Origin of the sequence: Lactobacillus taiwanensis DSM 21401 (genome assembly GCF_001436695.1) — a bacterium.
GTDB lineage: Bacteria > Bacillota > Bacilli > Lactobacillales > Lactobacillaceae > Lactobacillus > Lactobacillus taiwanensis.
Map to the genome: position 1 here is coordinate 20,799 of NZ_AYZG01000005.1, position 15,124 is coordinate 35,922.

Below are 15,124 nucleotides of genomic sequence, written 5' to 3' on the forward strand. Positions count from 1 at the left end.
AATTCAGTCTTTAGGGGATGGTTTAAGGTCTTGGTTAGCGTGAACATTTTTATTGGCCATTTTGTTTAAATAAGTCCAAATTTGTGGACGGTATTTTCTTAAAATGAATAACAAAGCCAAATAAACAATAATACATAGACTAATCCAAAGAGGATTCTGTGAAATAAAAGCTGCAAAAACTAACGCGTTGAGGGGACGAGCCATTAAGTTAAAGCTAGTAACTAATACAATACCAGCTGGAATTGTCGCACCATACTGAGAAATAGCTCCAGTATAAATTGAACCTAGCCAGCTAGCCGCATATAAGCCTAAGCTAAACCATACAATACCGTTTGCAATAACCTTTAAGATATTACCATCAGTAATAGCAACAATTGATTCAACCATAAATGGAAGTGAAATTAAATCAACGACAGGAAGAGTTTTGTTTCCTGGTAAAAGAAAGGCAATAACAACCATAATTGGGATTAAGATAATTCCTGAAATAATCGTGGCGGACTCGCCATAACCTACACCGTCATCAACTGCTAGGAACCAACGTTTTTTATCGTGAACAAGATCTGCTTCAGCTTTTTGATTCTTACTTTGTTTCCTCTCTTTATCAATTTGCTTAGCTAGAGGAGTAAAAGCCTTACTGAATACATTAGTAACTAACGGAAAGATTGTCATAACAGCTGACAGTTGAACGGCAAACTGTAGAATTTGTCCCCATGCTTTAATGGTTGTTAGATCTTTAATATTGCCTAAAACACCGATTACTATTCCTAAAATAGCCCCTAATGTAGTTGGTTCGCCAAAGACACCAAATTTATTTTTGAAAGCTGCTGGTGTCAAATTTGCCTTATTAAAGCCAAGCAGATTCCACAGAGGATCTAGAAGAATAGCGGGGACCGTTTGAACAATGTTTTGTGCGGCACAGACAGTAGTATTTTCAATTTTGTAATAACTTGACCAGCGATCAGCCTGAACTTCAGCTAATAATAAAGTGTAAAGAAGCATAAAAAAGGATAAGCCTAGTGAAATCCACCAATTATGAGTTACATAGAAAGCAAGGGTTCCCCAAATCATGAAACCAAAATTATTCCAAAGATTAGATGGCATGAATACCTTGGTTACTCCAACAGCAAATAAAATAAATTCAGCTATCAAGCCAAATACAAAAAAAGTAAGACCAACTGGAGAACCAAAACTCGCAAGAGAACCAGCCTGCCAGCCGATATCGACAACGGGTAATTTGATGCCAGTATTGTTAACCATTTGACGAACGATCTTAGTAACTATTGGAGTAAATTCATTAATAATCCAAGAAAATCCTGTTAATCCTACTCCCGCATAAAATCCACACATCATTGCTTTTTTTGGCTTTACTTTTAGAAATAAAGCAATAATAAAGATCATAATAGGAACAATAACTGTTGCTCCAAAGGCGTTAAAGAAAGTATGAATATTATTTAGCATTTTGATCCCCTTTCTTTTGATACATTTTTAGTATAAAAAAGAAGAAAAATAAACGCTAATAATTAGGGCTATATTGCTTGGGTAATAAATAACAGAGTGCTTTAATAAACTTGAGAGGAAATTTTTTGGAGGGATTAATGATGAAAAAGATTATATCAATTGGCTTAATTGGTTTGTTAAGCTGTACAATGCTAACGGCATGTAGCAATACGCAAAATAACAATTCTAGTTCTTCAAATGAAAAAACGACAACAGTTAAGAAAAGCAGTAAAATTACAGCAAATAATTTGACTACTAAGAAGCAAACTGCAATTACAATTGCTTATGCTGGTGAAAAGTATCCTGATATTTGGAAGAAGACTTTTAAACAAGCACAAAATAATACCGTTAAAGTAAAACTCCACAATCGCAAGGATTATTCATATATGCAAAATGGTAGTGATGTTGCATACGAAATTGCCACAGCTGATGGAGATAAATATTTCTATTATACAAAGAATGATCCAACGATTTTCTTCTATCATAAGAATAAGGAAATTGGTTCATCTGATATTAAAATGATGATTAAATATCTTAACAATCATAATGATGGCAGTAAGGTTAACAAGATCATTAAGAATATCAAGGTAGTAGACGAAAGAAAGCCAGCGAGTAAAGACTAAAAATATTGCTGGTGATAAAGGGTTATATACTGTTCCTACAAAATTACAAGGTAAGTGGTACAGTATAGATAAAAAACGGCGTACACATAGTAAGGATGATAATCAATTAAGAGAAATTGAATTTGGTCCACATGCGCTTACGACGGAAGATCATCAATATGAGATCCATATCCCAGATAAAGAGTATTTTGAAAAGCATCAACAGTTTTCTAATGACTATCTGAACGATACTCATACATGGGTTAAAGTCTTTAATAATACTGAAGCCCCGAAAGGAGTCAATTATATTACCTTAATTGGTTGGACAGCTAAAGATAAACACCAAACGTCTTATGGTTATACAATCTTGGACGGACATCCGGTAGTTATTTTAGCTAGTGGCCAAGGAAAAATAACGGATCAAGTTTACTGGAAGACACCTGACCAAGCTAAAAAACATAAGGATCAAAATTTTGATAAACTAATTACGAAAGCAGAAAATAATTAGAAATTAGTATGAGGTAAATTTTATGTCTGATAAACCTTATTATGAACAAGAATATCATGCACCAGAAAGTGATATTCCCGATCCATCAGTTGGGGAAATTTTTAAGGGATTATTTCTCTATCCGTTCACTTGGGCAGCGCGTAGTACACGAAAAGCCTTTTGGGTTGCATTTGTTATTCAGTTCTTATTAACAATTGTAATTGGAGTAATTTCAGTAGCCGTTTTTATTCCAAACGGTGTTCTGTCAGTTTCTAGAAATGATATGAGTTGGGTTTTGACACATATTGGTTTCGGAGTTTGGCTAATTGAATTAATTTTATTCATCTTACTAATTTGGATAAAATTAGGCCTTTTGGGCTATGCAGTAAGAAGACTACATGATGCGAACTACAGTGGTTGGTGGCTATGGTTAATTATTATTCCATTTGGCTGGATTATTGTAGTTATTTTCTTATTGCTACCTACTGTTGAAGAACCAGTAAGATGGGGCAGCTACTTATTTGTTGATTAACTAATTTGAATAGAAATTGAAATACGAATGGTTTTTCCTTTCGTATTTTTTTATTGCATTTTATATAATGTTTTTATAGTATTTTTTTATTTTTTATTTAAGGAATAGGTAGTATGGAATATTTAAAGCTGTTAGGAATATTGATAATTGTGGTCGGCTTTGTCTTAAAGTGGGATACGACTGCAGTTGTAGTCATTGCAGCAATTGTCACAGGTCTGTTTTCAGGGATGGATTTTGTTAAATTGCTGGAAGTAATTGGAAAGAGTTTTGTGGAAAATCGAATGGTAAGTTTGTTTTTCCTAACCTTGCCAATGATTGGGCTAGTAGAATCACATGGATTAAGAGATTATGCGGTTAATGCAATTAAAAAACTTAAAAAGTTAACTGCGGGTAAGATTTTGAATATCTATTTATTAATTCGTGAATTAGCTGGAGTTTTTGGAATTTCTTTACAAGGACAAGTACAATTCGTTCGACCATTAATTGCACCAATGGTAATTGCGGCTGCTGAAGATCAAGATAATAAAAAATTAACTGAATCAGAAATTGATCTAATTAAGGGACGCAGTGCGGCAGTTGACAACTTTGGTAACTTTTTTGCTCAGAACTTGTTTGTAGCTTCTGGTGGAGTACTTTTGATTTCTTCAACTATGAAATCACTGGGCTATAAAGTTGATCCTGTTGGAATTGTGCTTAATACTATTCCAATTGCTATCATTACTTTTATTTTAGTCTTTGCTTACAATCTTTATTTTGACCGTCAAATGAAGAAATGGGAAGGTGAATAAGATGCAAAATACGATTAATTTTTTGCTAAGCATTCTTTATGCCTTGATTGGTTTATGTATGGCAGTTGCTGGGATTGAAACATTAAGAGATAAGACAAACAAGGTAAGAATTGGAACCGCCGTTTTTTGGTTCTTCTTGGCAATTATTTTTGCCTTTGGAGATTGGATTCCAGCAGTAGTATCTGGAGCAATGGTTTTAATAATTGGAATTCTAGCTTTGTTTAAACAGATTCAAGTTGGTAGCTTACCTAAGTTAGACCCCAAAACCGCGCAAGAGGGTGCAAAGCGCTTAGGAGCAAAAGTATTTTTACCAAGTATAGTTTTAGCATTAACTTCTATTTTGATTGCTCAGTTTACGCCACTTGGTGGTCAAGTTGGAATCGGTATTGGTGCCGTTGTTTCATTAATCTTGGCAATTATTTTAACTAAAGCTCCGACTAAGCAAGTCTTTAAAGATTCGCAAAGAATGGTACGTAGCGTTGGTGCACCTGGCGTTTTGCCGCAACTATTAGCTATGCTTGGAGTAGTCTTTACTACTTGCGGTGTTGGCAAACTAACTGCTAATATGATTAGTCATGTTTTTCCAGCTGGAAATCATTTCTTAGGAGTAGCGTTATACTGTATTGCAATGGCGCTTTTTACTTATATTATGGGTAACGCCTTTGCAGCCTTTGCCGTAATTACAGCAGCAATTGGAATTCCGTTTGTAATTGCTCAAGGTGCTAATCCAGTAGTTGTTGCTGCAATTGGAATGACGTCTGGATATTGCGGTACCTTAGTAACACCAATGGCAGCTAACTTTAATACACTACCGGTTGCACTTTTAGAAATGAAGGACCAGATGGGCGTTATTAAGCAACAAGCTACAATCGCAGTTATCTTATTGGTTGTTCAAATTGGTTTAATGTACTTTTTAGCATTTTAGTCTTGAAAGGATAAGATTATGAAGATTTTAGTAACAGGTTTTGATCCCTTTGGCGGAGATAAAATTAATCCAGCAATTGAAGCAGTTAAAAGACTGCCTGATGAAATTAATGGTGCAGAAATTGTTAAGTTAGAAATTCCAACTGTCTTCAATAAGTCAGCTGAAGTTGTCAAAGAAACAATTGAAAACGAAAATCCTGATTATGTCTTAAATGTTGGTCAGGCTGGTGGTCGTTTTGGCTTAACTCCAGAGCGAGTAGCAATTAACATCAATGATGGTCGTATTCCGGACAATGAGGGCTACCAACCACTTGGTGAACCAATTCATGAAGATGGTGAAACTGCCTACTTTACACAATTGCCCATTAAGGCAGAAGCAAAGGCAATCAGGGATGCAGGTCTACCAGCTAGCGTTTCAAATACTGCTGGTACTTATGTATGTAATCATATTATGTATCAAGTCCAATATATGAGAGATAAGGAATTTCCTAACATTAAGGCAGGATTTATTCATATTCCATTCTTACCTGAGCAAGTAGTAAATCGTCCCAATACTCCATCAATGGCGCTTGATGATATTGTTAAGGGGTTAACTGCAGCTCTTAGCGCTATTGTTGACCGTGATGGTAAGGGCGATATTGAAGCAGTTGAAGGCGCAAATCACTAAAATGTAGGTGGTTCATTGTATGTTTTGGGTGTTAGCTTAGCAATTATTGGATTCATTTTATGTTTACTAGTTAGGCAGCACATTATTAAATATGGTTTTCCATTTGCTTATTGCTTAATCGGAATTTTGTTTCTAGTTTTGTTTGTTTAACTCAATTTGGCAATCATGATGTGAATTTCGATTGGTATGGTTATCTAGTAATTGTGTTTATAGTTGAAATTTAGTATTTGTACCATTACTTTTTATTAAAATCATAAAAAGAGGCTAAGGTAGCCTCTTTCACGTAAAGTCAAGCATATAAGTGTTTGGCTTTTTTCTTTGTCGTTTTCATAATTTTTATAATCTTGCCATTTTACTTTTTGTTAGCTGCAGTTGTAAGTACTGCTTCACTTAAAATGCAACAATAGTTAGTTACAACAATTAATCAGAAGATTTTAGCTTCAAGTGTAAGTTTACTTGATACGATCTTTATGGTTCACTGCGCCAGTGATGAACGTTATTAACGGCATTTCTCTAATAACATAGTATGTTTTAACCAAAATCCCAAATTTTGCACTTGTTTGGTTTTGTCTATCTCATTAAAATAGTGATAAAAATTTTTGATTAGGGGTGAAGGTAAAAATGACAATAGGAGATCTACTCAAGCAATACCGTATTAACCAAAATAAAACTTTACAAGAATTTGCAGGTAATATAATTGATCGATCTTACTACGGAAAAGTAGAAAGAAATGTACATCAAATTTCGGCGGAAAACTTAATTAATCTGCTTAGATATAATCAAATTGATGCTACAGAATTTATTGAAACTTTATACCAAAACTATCAAAGTCAGATTCAAATTCAAAGAAAGATAATGGAAGAAGCATATTATCACGTAGACAAAGATAAACTAAAAAAGTTAAATTAATGATTACGGAGAGTGAATTATCTGAAAAAGATAAAGAAATTCAAAATTTGATTGCTGATGGACTTTTAGAATTACTAAATCCGGATAAATCTGATCAAAAAATTAGAGAAGAGATTAAGAAGAAAATTTTTGAAATTCCAAAATTCAATAGTACTAAGTTTATGCTGTATTGCAATTCTATGCGTTTCTATAGTTTGGCTGATAACGAAGCAATTGTTAGAAAGATAATTGAAAAGTATCAAGTGCGTGAATCTATGCTTGTTAAAAAATCTCTATTTTCTTTAGCTATTAATGTTTTAGTCCTTTCTATCGAAGAAAATAAATTTGAGAATATTGATTTTTATATTGACTTTGCTAATAAGGTTCCAACTAATCCTGATCTTTTCTTTTATAAAAGTGCTATGACCTTTTTCACTTATTTCATTCAATATAAAAAGAATCAAGATAAGTCTGCGTTGCAATATTGCGATACTATAATAAAAAGTTTTTGTCTTGTAGGTATGCCTGAATATGGGGGAGAGTTACAAAAGTTTAAGGATAAATATAAATAATGTAATATTGGGTAAATACACCCATTTTTCTTTATTTCACACTTTTATAATTTATACTTAATCTCAACAAAATAATTAACCGAAAGGAGTGCAGTGTAGTTGGAATGAATTTTATTAAGTGGATACTAGGTTTAATGGCTATTAGTATAGTTGGAGTAATATTGATAACGATCTATTCGGCCTATTATAGTTTTGGAACTATGCTATTTGGTGTTCACACTGTAGCCGCGGTTAAAGACTTTTGGAACACTGAATTTTTAATGGGCACTATATTTCTTATATGTGTTAACTTGCTAGCGATAATTACGGCAGTAGTTAGACAGTTCAAGAAATAATTTGTTTTGAAAGGGATAATATTATGAAAAGATTAGTATTAGTTTTTAAGATATTACTAGGAATAGTTCCTTTTTTACCTTTATTTGTAGATGCTATCTTCAAAACAAATATTCGTATGTCAATTATGGATATGACAATGCAGTGGTCATTGTTGATTAAAGTTCCTATTTTAGTCATGTGTATTTCAGCATATCTATATTTCTGGTACGTTATTTTTAAAGAGGTCAAGAAAAGCCTATGAAAAATGTAAAATTAATCAGTTATTCTTACAGTGTAACGACAACTTTTACACTACTAGCAGTACTAAATTTAACATCATGGTGGGGAAGCTTTCCTTATCGTATGGTAATGGTACTAATGAACATAGTTGTTGGTGCGAGTATGGAATATTTAGTTAATAGATATTCTGTTACAAAGAGAAAAAACTTATTTAAAGGGCTAGTAGCTTTGGTATTATTAGTTACGAATATAGTCTGGATTGTTGCTACGATAATTTGATCGTATTTTATAGTTACAAAAAACGCAGCTTTAAACTGCGTTTTTTATTATGCCTATTAAATGATGGTGACTATATATTAGGAGCGAATAAAAATGAGTGTAGACGTTATGTTAAAAATTGTATTTTTTTCGTTGCGTTTTTAAATATTTAAACATATCTAGGTAGGTAGTTGCTTGGACACTGCATCCCAAATCTAAAACTTCTGAAATTAATGTAAGTATTGGTTTGTCATCCCCATTTCTCATGTAATCAATTGCCTTTTGCAAATAAGTCAAGGTTAGGGTAAAAAACATTAGATATTGTGGTAATTCAATTTTTTTAAGTTCTTTAACTAATCGCTGAGCATAAGACAATTCATTAAGTGAAATCAGCCGTAAAATGCCATCTGATAAACTTCCCATAATGATTTCTAAGTTAAAACTAGTTTCAGCCTCTTTAAGGCGGTCAATATTACGAATTATTTGCATTGAACTACCATAAATTTGCTTAGGATTGAATAGAAAAATTGATGCGCCAAACGCTGAAATATAGTATTGACTCCATAAATTGACTTTTGAAAAAATCGCAAAAAGCTTTTTTCGATCAATAGGAGGTAAGTAATTTTTATGTTCGATAATAAAAAGTTGATTACATAGATTAGCAGCCATAAATAGATCAAACTTATTATGATTTTTATGATACTTGGTTAGTTGTTTTTGTGTAACTTGCTTGAGAAGTGGGGTATTTTCTTTTTCAATAGCTTCAGAAAGTTCAGGATCTATTTCGGGTCGTGGTGAGAATTTAGACCAACCCATAAATTCATGGCTAGTAATGTGAATTCTATTTAATAATTTCATTGCCGTACTAAATTCAACCTCGACTTGATCATTTTCCCAGCGTGATAGTTTTGATTCAGAGCAGATTCCACGGCAGACTTCTTTTTGTGTAATACCTTGTTCTAAGCGTAATTCTTTGAATTCATAACCATACATTTTTTCATTCTCCAAAAATTAACTTGCAGATCTGCAAGAGATTTATTTTTAAGTATAATCTCATCATATACTCTTATCAACAAGTTTAAATCGATGAGGGGATGAAGAAGATGCTGTTTAAGTATTCAAATAAATTTAGATTCATATTGATGATTATCTTTGGCTTAATTGCTAGTTTTCAAAATATTATTATGGCTAATGTTGTTCAAACACTAACTAATATTGCTACTAATAAGAATTGGGGTAAAATTGCACAATTTTTGATTATTGTTATTGCAGCATTAGTTGTTACTTTAATTGCAAGTTTAGTATTTAACAGATTGAAAACTAATACGATTAAGGAAACTAACACTTATTTAAGGACACATATTTTGGGTGGGATGCTAGAAGAGTCAAAAGATGAAAATAGTGATAGTTTAGGATTTTTAACTAATGATTTTAAACTACTTGAAACTAATCGTTTTAATGCTCAAATTGAAATTATTATGCAGATTTTTTCACTAGTATTAGCACTAGGCTATGCTTTAGCAGTTAATTGGTTACTTACATTACTATTCCTAGTTGGATCTTTTATTCCAATGATTGTTTCTAATGTTTTTCAAAAGCCGATTCAAGAATCTTCTGAAAAGTGGACTAGTGCTAATAGTAAGTATGTTAATCAAACTAAAAACTTCTTAGCTGGTGTTGAAACCCTGCATCTGTATGATGGTCAAAATCAGGCAGTTGCTAAAAATAAACAAACAATTTCTAAGCTAGAACAGGCATTGAGTAAGATGAATCTTTTAAATCTTGATACTAACTCATGGATTAATTTTATTGCTAATATTATTACGTTTTTGATGCCATTTCTATTTGGAATTTATTTAGTTGTAAAAGGGCAAACAAGTTTAGGAGCTTTATTTGCAATTGTGCAATTAGCTAATTCATTTGTAAATCCAATTTTATTTATCTTAGATGACAGAAGTAAGTTATCTACTACTAAGAAGATAGTTGAGAAGATTAATGGATTTTTAGATAAAGAAACAGATCAAGAAAATAGTAAAACTGTAAGTTTACAAGACTTACAAGTAGAGAATTTGATCCTAAAGAGAGATGGCAAGCAATTAGCTACTGGAATTGACTTAAACGTCAAGCCAGGTAAAAAAATTGCAGTCATTGGACCATCTGGAGCAGGAAAGTCGACTTTATTGCAATTTTTGTTATATGGAAAATATGGACAAGCCGAAGCGATTAGACTAAATGATAAAAAGGTAAAAGCTGGTACATTTCCGGACTTATTCTCATATGCAAGCCAAGCACCGGTTATTTTTGCGGATAGTCTATTATTTAATCTGACTTTAGGAAAAAATATTTCCCGGGAAAAGGTAGAGGAAGTTTGCGATAAATTAGACTTAAATGGATTAGTTAAAGAAAAAGGCTTTGATTATCAATTGGGCGTGGCAGCGGATAAATTATCCGGTGGACAGTTGGCTCGAATTGAGCTAGCAAGAGCAATTTTAATGAAGCGTTCTGTATTATTACTTGATGAAATTAACGCTTCTCTTGATAAGAAAACTTCTGATATAATTCATAAATATCTGTTAGCTTCAAATTTAACTTTCATTGAAGTAATTCACCACTATGAGGAAGCTGAATTGAAGCAATATGACGAAATACTTGACTTGAAGGAATATATTTAGATGAATTGGAAGAAGATATTATTCAGTATTAGCATTATTGTAATTATATTAGTTGGAGGATGGACTGTGTTTAATATAGCTAATCAGAAAGTTGTTAATCAAGATTATTCACTTTCTAAATTTAATAAAGTAGATATAGACATTCCAACGGGAGATGTAGTTTTAAAAGTAGGAAATAAATATCATGTCAGTTATTCTGGAGCAGAAAAAATTGCTCCTGAAATTAAGGTTAAAGATAGCAAATTAAAAATTGGTTTTAAGAATCAAGTTACCCACATTCGTCTATTTAACTTTAAGCAGTTAAATTCTAAAATCGTAATTGAAATGCCGAAAGAGCAATTAGAAAGCTTAAATGTTGATAATGCAAATGGTAATTTTAGTGCTGATTATTTAGCAGTAAAAACAGGCAATATTGATTTATCAAACGGCAATATCGATATTAAAGATTTGAAGACTAAAGATGGAATTAGTTTTGATACTTCAAAAGGTAATATTAGAGTTAAGAGCAGTAATGCGAGTGGCTATGATTTAGATACTTCTCTTGGGAAAGTTACAATTAGTGGTAAAAAGCAAGGTAATTCCTTTGAAAAGAATAGTGACTCTAGGAATGTCTTAGAAGCAGATACTTCTCTGGGTAATGTTTCAGTAAATTAGAATATGAAAAAACGAATTAGCCTTAATTTTAGCTAATTCGTTTTTTGTTAGTCATTTTTAAGTTCGCGTTTAATATAGTAATTCAAGATAAACGGTGAAAGGACAGTGGTAATGATAATTACCAAGATTAAACTTGAATAGATATCTTCAGGAAAGAGATGGTGCGTAATTCCAATTTGAGCGACAATTAAAGCTACTTCACCACGTGACACCATGCCGGCACCAACAATATTTCCTTCATTTTTAGTAAAACCAAATAATTCGCTTGAATATTTACCAGCCCAGAATTTAGATACTACAGCTAAAATGGTCATCACGATAATGAACCGGATATCTTTGACAAAGCTTGCAAATGTCATTGATAGACCAATGTTTACAAAAAATACTGGAATAAAAATTGAATATCCAATTGCACTTACTGAGGATTGAACTTCCTTATATTGAGGCGTTTGTCTAATTGCAAGTCCACCAAAGAAGGCACCAACAACTGCACTTAAACCGACAAAGTCTGCTGCCCAAGCCATTGATAAAGCTAATACAAGTGAGCCAATAACAACAGCATAGTCAACTTCAACTTTTTCAGCTAGTTTCATGAAATATGGGGCAACAAATTTAAAGACAGCCCAAACAGCGACAAAGTAAACTATTTCAATTAATAAATTAATAAAGAAATTATTAGTCAGTCCACTCTTGCCGCCCTCATGACTAAAGGTAGTGAATAGACTTAAAACAATGACAGCTAAAATATCATCGACTACAGCTGCCCCTAAAATAGCTGTACCAGCTCGGGTATGAATTTGGTTAGCTTCTTGTAATACTACAACTGAAATCGAAACACTTGTAGCCGCAAACACAATTCCAATAAATAATGCTTCTAGGAAATTCATTCCAAACAAGTAACTAGCAATTCCCGTAAAAAATACAGGCAGTATAACACCAATACCAGCAACTGTGAAACTTAATTTGAAGTATTTTTTTAATAAATCCAAATCACTTTCAAGACCTGCTAAGAACATTAATAAAATTACTCCGAATTCTGAAAAAAGCGAAATAATTTCGTTTGGTTTGACTAGTCCTAAAATGGCTGGACCTAATAAAATTCCTGATAATAATTGACCAATAACCGCTGGCATATTAAGACGTGAAAACAGTTGCCCTAATAATGTAGTAGCCAGCAGAATTAAAATTAATTCTCCTAAAAAGTGCATCTTCTCCAGCTTTCTATAACTTTGTGGTAAATAAAAAACTTCCAAGCGCTTATTGACCCAAATAAGCAAATCTTGAAAGTTTTAAAAACCCAACCACTAATGAAAATTATTTAACTAAAAATTAGTTTAGCTAAAAATATTCATAGTTGCAAATAACTATTTATTTTTAATCCCAGTTTGTTTAGGGTTAGTTGGTTTCGTCTTAGCAAGAAGAGCAAGTAAGATAGTGATTAAGTCAACAACTTCTTGCAAGATTGCACCCCAAAAGGCTGGGATGATACCAGTAAAGGCAATTAATTCAATTAATATAACGATACAAATTGCAGTGATGATGTCGACATGGGCTACTTTCATAGTATGTTTAGAAATTGCAACTGCATCATTAACTTTAGAAATGTCATTAACCATAATTACAGCATCGGCACTTTCGCTAGCAGCGGTTGCTCCTTTAGCACCCATGGCAATACCAACATCAGCAGCCATTAAACTAGGTGCATCGTTAACACCATCTCCGACCATGGCAACAGGTCTTAGATCGGGCTTAACATCTCTAATTGCTTGAATTTTTTGTGCAGGAAGTAAGTCTGCATGAACTTCACTTTCTTTAATACCGGCTTCTTTAGCAACCTTATCAGCTACCGCTCTACGGTCACCAGTTAACATCATGATTTGTTTGATACCTTGACGACGTAAACGGCTAATAGTTTCTGGCGTATTCTCTCTCATTTGATCTTGGAAAGTAATATATCCAGCAAATTTGTTGTCGATTGAAACAAAGACAGCTGTTGAATTAACAGTAATTTTTTCTTGATCGGGATCAACATAAGAAAGTTTACCAACTTTAACTAACTTACCATCAACTTCGCCGCTAACACCCTTAGCAGTAGCTTCTTTCAAGTTGGTAACTGGTTTAATTAAGTTTTTATCGGTGCTTTTTACTAATGAAGTGGCAATAACGTGACTGGATTGTTGTTCAACGCTAGCAGCTAAGCTTTGTAGTTCTTCTTTTGAAATTGAACTGTCTTTAGCTAAAATAACTTGGTCAATAACCAATTGGTTTTCAGTTAACGTACCCGTTTTATCAAAAGCAAAAGTTAAAGTGCGAGATAGCTTCTCAAGTGTAGTACCAGACTTAACGATAATGTGGCTACGTGACATTGAACTCATACCAGATACCATTGCAACTGGAGCAGCGATTAACAGTGGACAAGGAGATGCAACAACCATAACTTGTGCAAAACGCAAAAAGTGTCCTTGCCAACCTAGTGCTGGATTAGTTACAGCAGAAGTAATCATAGCTGCGATACCAATAATTAAAGAAATAATGGTAAATGGTACTGCATAACGATCAGCCATTTTAACGAACTTAGCAGGTTTTGCTTCAGAAGACTTAACTAAAGCGACAATTGATTGGTATTCAGAATCTTTAGCAGCTTTAGTAACTTTCATTTCTACAGCTGCATCCCCATTAATTGATCCTGACATTAAATTATCGCCGATTTTTTTATCTACTGGAACTGACTCACCAGTTAAAGAAGATTGGTCAAAGCTAGAATTACCTTTAATGATTTCTCCATCTACTGGAACTTGGCTACCTGGCTTAATTAACACAATATCGCCAATTTTTAAGTCGTCAACCTTAACTTCTTCAATCTTGCCGTTAACTAACTTATCAGCAATTCTTGGTGAATTTTGTAATAAAGAACGTAATTCCTTATCAGCTTGACTAGTAGCATAGTCTTCAAGGGAATCACCACCAGTAAGCATAATTAAGATCATCCAAGCTGCCCAGTAGTCTCCAACAATCATGGTTGAAACAACAGCAATAATTGCTAGAATATCAACGCCCCAACGACCGGATTCAAGAGTATGAATCATTTCGCGGAGCATGGTGATTGCCATAAAAATTCCGAAGATATCAATTAGGATGCCTGAGATGGGCCATGTACCAATTTTAGGAGCTCCACACAGAAAGTCTAAAATTGCTGCAATGACACCAATTCCGAGAATCGTGAAAAATTTCCATTGATGTCTCATTAACTTTACCTCCAACTAATTTAACAATAATACTAAAGCAATATTACTATACCACTTAACAGATTAAATTTAAGCGATTTAGTTTTCTTCATGTGAAACGCATTTCTCAGTAATGTCATACTTTTCGTCAATTGTATGAGTAACATAGTTGAATGCTTTGATCCATTCTCGCCGAGTTAGCAGACCTTGAAAGACATTATTGTCATTGACTACTGGAATAAATGGATTATCTACTAAAAGATGTAGTTGAGTTTCAAAATTAGTGTGAGCAAAATTGATTGTTTCGAATTCTGTTTGCATTACATCTTTGACTTTTAAGTCTGACAAAGGTTCGATAACAATATTATCAGGTGTTAGCATCTTGTTTGTAATCATGGCTAAACTAATTAAACCAACTACTTTTTGTTTTCTATCTAAAACTGGAATTTTAGAATATTTCATTTTAGTAAGAATTAAAAACGCATGGTAGAGTGGATTTTCGTCTGCTACAAACGCAATCCTAGAGGCGGGAATAATAAATGAGCCCGCTTTTTCCTCAATCAATGATTGAATAGATGGTGAGAACATGATAATCCTTTCTAAACTTAAATATTTAAATTAAAAAATATATTTCTTTTCACTTCTATTGTATGAAAGTATTGAAAATAAGCCCACAAAAAAATCCGCGCTGGGAAAGACGCGGATTTCAAAATATATAAGTATAGGATCAGTCAAAAACTGATAAATGTATTCAATCTACTTGGAGGAGTAAGAATGAAAATAAAAAGTTGGATGTTAATGCTA

The 15,124-nt window shown here is 33.1% G+C and carries 16 protein-coding genes, 1 pseudogene and 1 other annotated feature; of the genes and pseudogenes, 12 read left to right on the forward strand and 5 right to left on the reverse strand.

The window, feature by feature from the left end; all coding sequences use genetic code 11:
- Positions 1–3: 3 nt before the first annotated feature.
- The gene (locus FD18_RS01705; protein WP_057718257.1) at positions 4–1,458 is read right to left on the reverse strand and encodes a PTS galactitol transporter subunit IIC; all 1,455 of its coding nucleotides are present in this window, start codon (positions 1,456–1,458) and stop codon (positions 4–6) included.
- A gap of 140 nt (positions 1,459–1,598) precedes the next feature.
- Here FD18_RS01705 and FD18_RS01710 point away from each other — a divergent pair, with 140 nt between their 5' ends.
- The 10 genes and pseudogenes from FD18_RS01710 to FD18_RS10000 all read left to right on the forward strand — a co-directional run bounded on the left by FD18_RS01710 (position 1,599) and on the right by FD18_RS10000 (position 7,292).
- On the forward strand, positions 1,599–2,120 hold the full coding sequence (locus FD18_RS01710; RefSeq protein ID WP_235499846.1) for a hypothetical protein: 522 nt from the start codon (positions 1,599–1,601) through the stop codon (positions 2,118–2,120).
- Positions 2,121–2,466: 346 nt separating this feature from the next.
- On the forward strand, positions 2,467–2,607 hold the full coding sequence (locus FD18_RS09985) for a hypothetical protein (protein ID WP_235499847.1): 141 nt from the start codon (positions 2,467–2,469) through the stop codon (positions 2,605–2,607).
- A gap of 22 nt (positions 2,608–2,629) precedes the next feature.
- Positions 2,630–3,118: a DUF805 domain-containing protein gene (locus FD18_RS01720; protein ID WP_057718260.1), complete on the forward strand. Its 489-nt coding sequence runs from the start codon at positions 2,630–2,632 to the stop codon at positions 3,116–3,118.
- A 113-nt stretch (positions 3,119–3,231) separates the two neighbouring features.
- Positions 3,232–3,906, forward strand: a complete 675-nt coding sequence (locus FD18_RS01725) for a DUF969 domain-containing protein (RefSeq protein ID WP_057718261.1) — start codon at positions 3,232–3,234, stop codon at positions 3,904–3,906.
- A 1-nt stretch (position 3,907) separates the two neighbouring features.
- The gene (locus FD18_RS01730) at positions 3,908–4,831 is read left to right on the forward strand and encodes a DUF979 domain-containing protein (RefSeq protein ID WP_057718262.1); all 924 of its coding nucleotides are present in this window, start codon (positions 3,908–3,910) and stop codon (positions 4,829–4,831) included.
- A gap of 18 nt (positions 4,832–4,849) precedes the next feature.
- Entirely contained in the window at positions 4,850–5,497 is a 648-nt protein-coding gene (pcp, locus tag FD18_RS01735; RefSeq protein WP_057718263.1) for a pyroglutamyl-peptidase I, read from the forward strand.
- Positions 5,498–5,829: 332 nt separating this feature from the next.
- Positions 5,830–5,970 (forward strand): annotated as a pseudogene (locus tag FD18_RS09990) (MFS transporter); the annotation flags it as partial.
- A 148-nt stretch (positions 5,971–6,118) separates the two neighbouring features.
- A complete protein-coding gene (locus tag FD18_RS09995; protein ID WP_235499848.1) occupies positions 6,119–6,406 on the forward strand; it encodes a helix-turn-helix domain-containing protein in 288 nt (95 codons plus the stop codon).
- Entirely contained in the window at positions 6,406–6,957 is a 552-nt protein-coding gene (locus FD18_RS01740; protein ID WP_235499849.1) for an Rgg family transcriptional regulator, read from the forward strand. The genes FD18_RS09995 and FD18_RS01740 overlap by 1 nt, the downstream gene beginning before the upstream one ends.
- Before the next feature lie 104 nt (positions 6,958–7,061).
- Positions 7,062–7,292 carry a hypothetical protein gene (locus FD18_RS10000; RefSeq protein ID WP_057718264.1) on the forward strand — a complete coding sequence of 77 codons (231 nt, stop codon included), beginning with the start codon at positions 7,062–7,064 and terminating at the stop codon, positions 7,290–7,292.
- 610 nt (positions 7,293–7,902) lie between these two features.
- Here the strand turns inward: FD18_RS10000 and FD18_RS01760 are convergent.
- Complete coding sequence (locus tag FD18_RS01760; protein ID WP_057718267.1) at positions 7,903–8,763, reverse strand: helix-turn-helix domain-containing protein; 861 nt, start codon at positions 8,761–8,763, stop codon at positions 7,903–7,905.
- A 101-nt stretch (positions 8,764–8,864) separates the two neighbouring features.
- Between FD18_RS01760 and FD18_RS01765 the strand changes: the two genes are divergently transcribed.
- Positions 8,865–10,442 carry an ATP-binding cassette domain-containing protein gene (locus tag FD18_RS01765; RefSeq protein ID WP_057718268.1) on the forward strand — a complete coding sequence of 526 codons (1,578 nt, stop codon included), beginning with the start codon at positions 8,865–8,867 and terminating at the stop codon, positions 10,440–10,442.
- A 66-nt stretch (positions 10,443–10,508) separates the two neighbouring features.
- The gene (locus FD18_RS01770) at positions 10,509–11,096 is read left to right on the forward strand and encodes a DUF4097 family beta strand repeat-containing protein (protein WP_235499850.1); all 588 of its coding nucleotides are present in this window, start codon (positions 10,509–10,511) and stop codon (positions 11,094–11,096) included.
- 47 nt (positions 11,097–11,143) lie between these two features.
- On the opposite strand, the gene FD18_RS01775 is transcribed toward FD18_RS01770, so the two are convergent.
- From FD18_RS01775 to cbpB, 3 genes are all read right to left on the reverse strand, one after another.
- Positions 11,144–12,304, reverse strand: coding sequence for a cation:proton antiporter (locus FD18_RS01775; protein ID WP_057718270.1), 1,161 nt, complete (start codon positions 12,302–12,304; stop codon positions 11,144–11,146).
- A gap of 47 nt (positions 12,305–12,351) precedes the next feature.
- Positions 12,352–12,399 (reverse strand) — a sequence feature (sodium ion sensor (DUF1646 type); this cis-regulatory element may regulate processes involved in with the transportation of sodium ions).
- Between the two features lie 61 nt (positions 12,400–12,460).
- Positions 12,461–14,341: a heavy metal translocating P-type ATPase gene (locus FD18_RS01780; protein WP_057718271.1), complete on the reverse strand. Its 1,881-nt coding sequence runs from the start codon at positions 14,339–14,341 to the stop codon at positions 12,461–12,463.
- A 78-nt stretch (positions 14,342–14,419) separates the two neighbouring features.
- Positions 14,420–14,908, reverse strand: a complete 489-nt coding sequence (cbpB, locus tag FD18_RS01785; RefSeq protein ID WP_057718272.1) for a cyclic-di-AMP-binding protein CbpB — start codon at positions 14,906–14,908, stop codon at positions 14,420–14,422.
- Between the last annotated feature and the right edge of the window lie 216 nt (positions 14,909–15,124).

What these genes read in the sequence shown, in the direction of transcription:
- FD18_RS01705 (WP_057718257.1), bottom strand. Translation starts at nt 1,458, where the DNA reads ATGCTAAATAATATTCATACTTTCTTTAACGCCTTTGGAGCAACAGTT.
- FD18_RS01710 (WP_235499846.1), top strand. Translation starts at nt 1,599, where the DNA reads ATGAAAAAGATTATATCAATTGGCTTAATTGGTTTGTTAAGCTGTACA.
- FD18_RS01720 (WP_057718260.1), top strand. Translation starts at nt 2,630, where the DNA reads ATGTCTGATAAACCTTATTATGAACAAGAATATCATGCACCAGAAAGT.
- FD18_RS01725 (WP_057718261.1), top strand. Translation starts at nt 3,232, where the DNA reads ATGGAATATTTAAAGCTGTTAGGAATATTGATAATTGTGGTCGGCTTT.
- FD18_RS01730 (WP_057718262.1), top strand. Translation starts at nt 3,908, where the DNA reads ATGCAAAATACGATTAATTTTTTGCTAAGCATTCTTTATGCCTTGATT.
- pcp (WP_057718263.1), top strand. Translation starts at nt 4,850, where the DNA reads ATGAAGATTTTAGTAACAGGTTTTGATCCCTTTGGCGGAGATAAAATT.
- FD18_RS09995 (WP_235499848.1), top strand. Translation starts at nt 6,119, where the DNA reads ATGACAATAGGAGATCTACTCAAGCAATACCGTATTAACCAAAATAAA.
- FD18_RS01740 (WP_235499849.1), top strand. Translation starts at nt 6,406, where the DNA reads ATGATTACGGAGAGTGAATTATCTGAAAAAGATAAAGAAATTCAAAAT.
- FD18_RS10000 (WP_057718264.1), top strand. Translation starts at nt 7,062, where the DNA reads ATGAATTTTATTAAGTGGATACTAGGTTTAATGGCTATTAGTATAGTT.
- FD18_RS01760 (WP_057718267.1), bottom strand. Translation starts at nt 8,763, where the DNA reads ATGTATGGTTATGAATTCAAAGAATTACGCTTAGAACAAGGTATTACA.
- FD18_RS01765 (WP_057718268.1), top strand. Translation starts at nt 8,865, where the DNA reads ATGAAGAAGATGCTGTTTAAGTATTCAAATAAATTTAGATTCATATTG.
- FD18_RS01775 (WP_057718270.1), bottom strand. Translation starts at nt 12,304, where the DNA reads ATGCACTTTTTAGGAGAATTAATTTTAATTCTGCTGGCTACTACATTA.
- FD18_RS01780 (WP_057718271.1), bottom strand. Translation starts at nt 14,341, where the DNA reads ATGAGACATCAATGGAAATTTTTCACGATTCTCGGAATTGGTGTCATT.
- cbpB (WP_057718272.1), bottom strand. Translation starts at nt 14,908, where the DNA reads ATGTTCTCACCATCTATTCAATCATTGATTGAGGAAAAAGCGGGCTCA.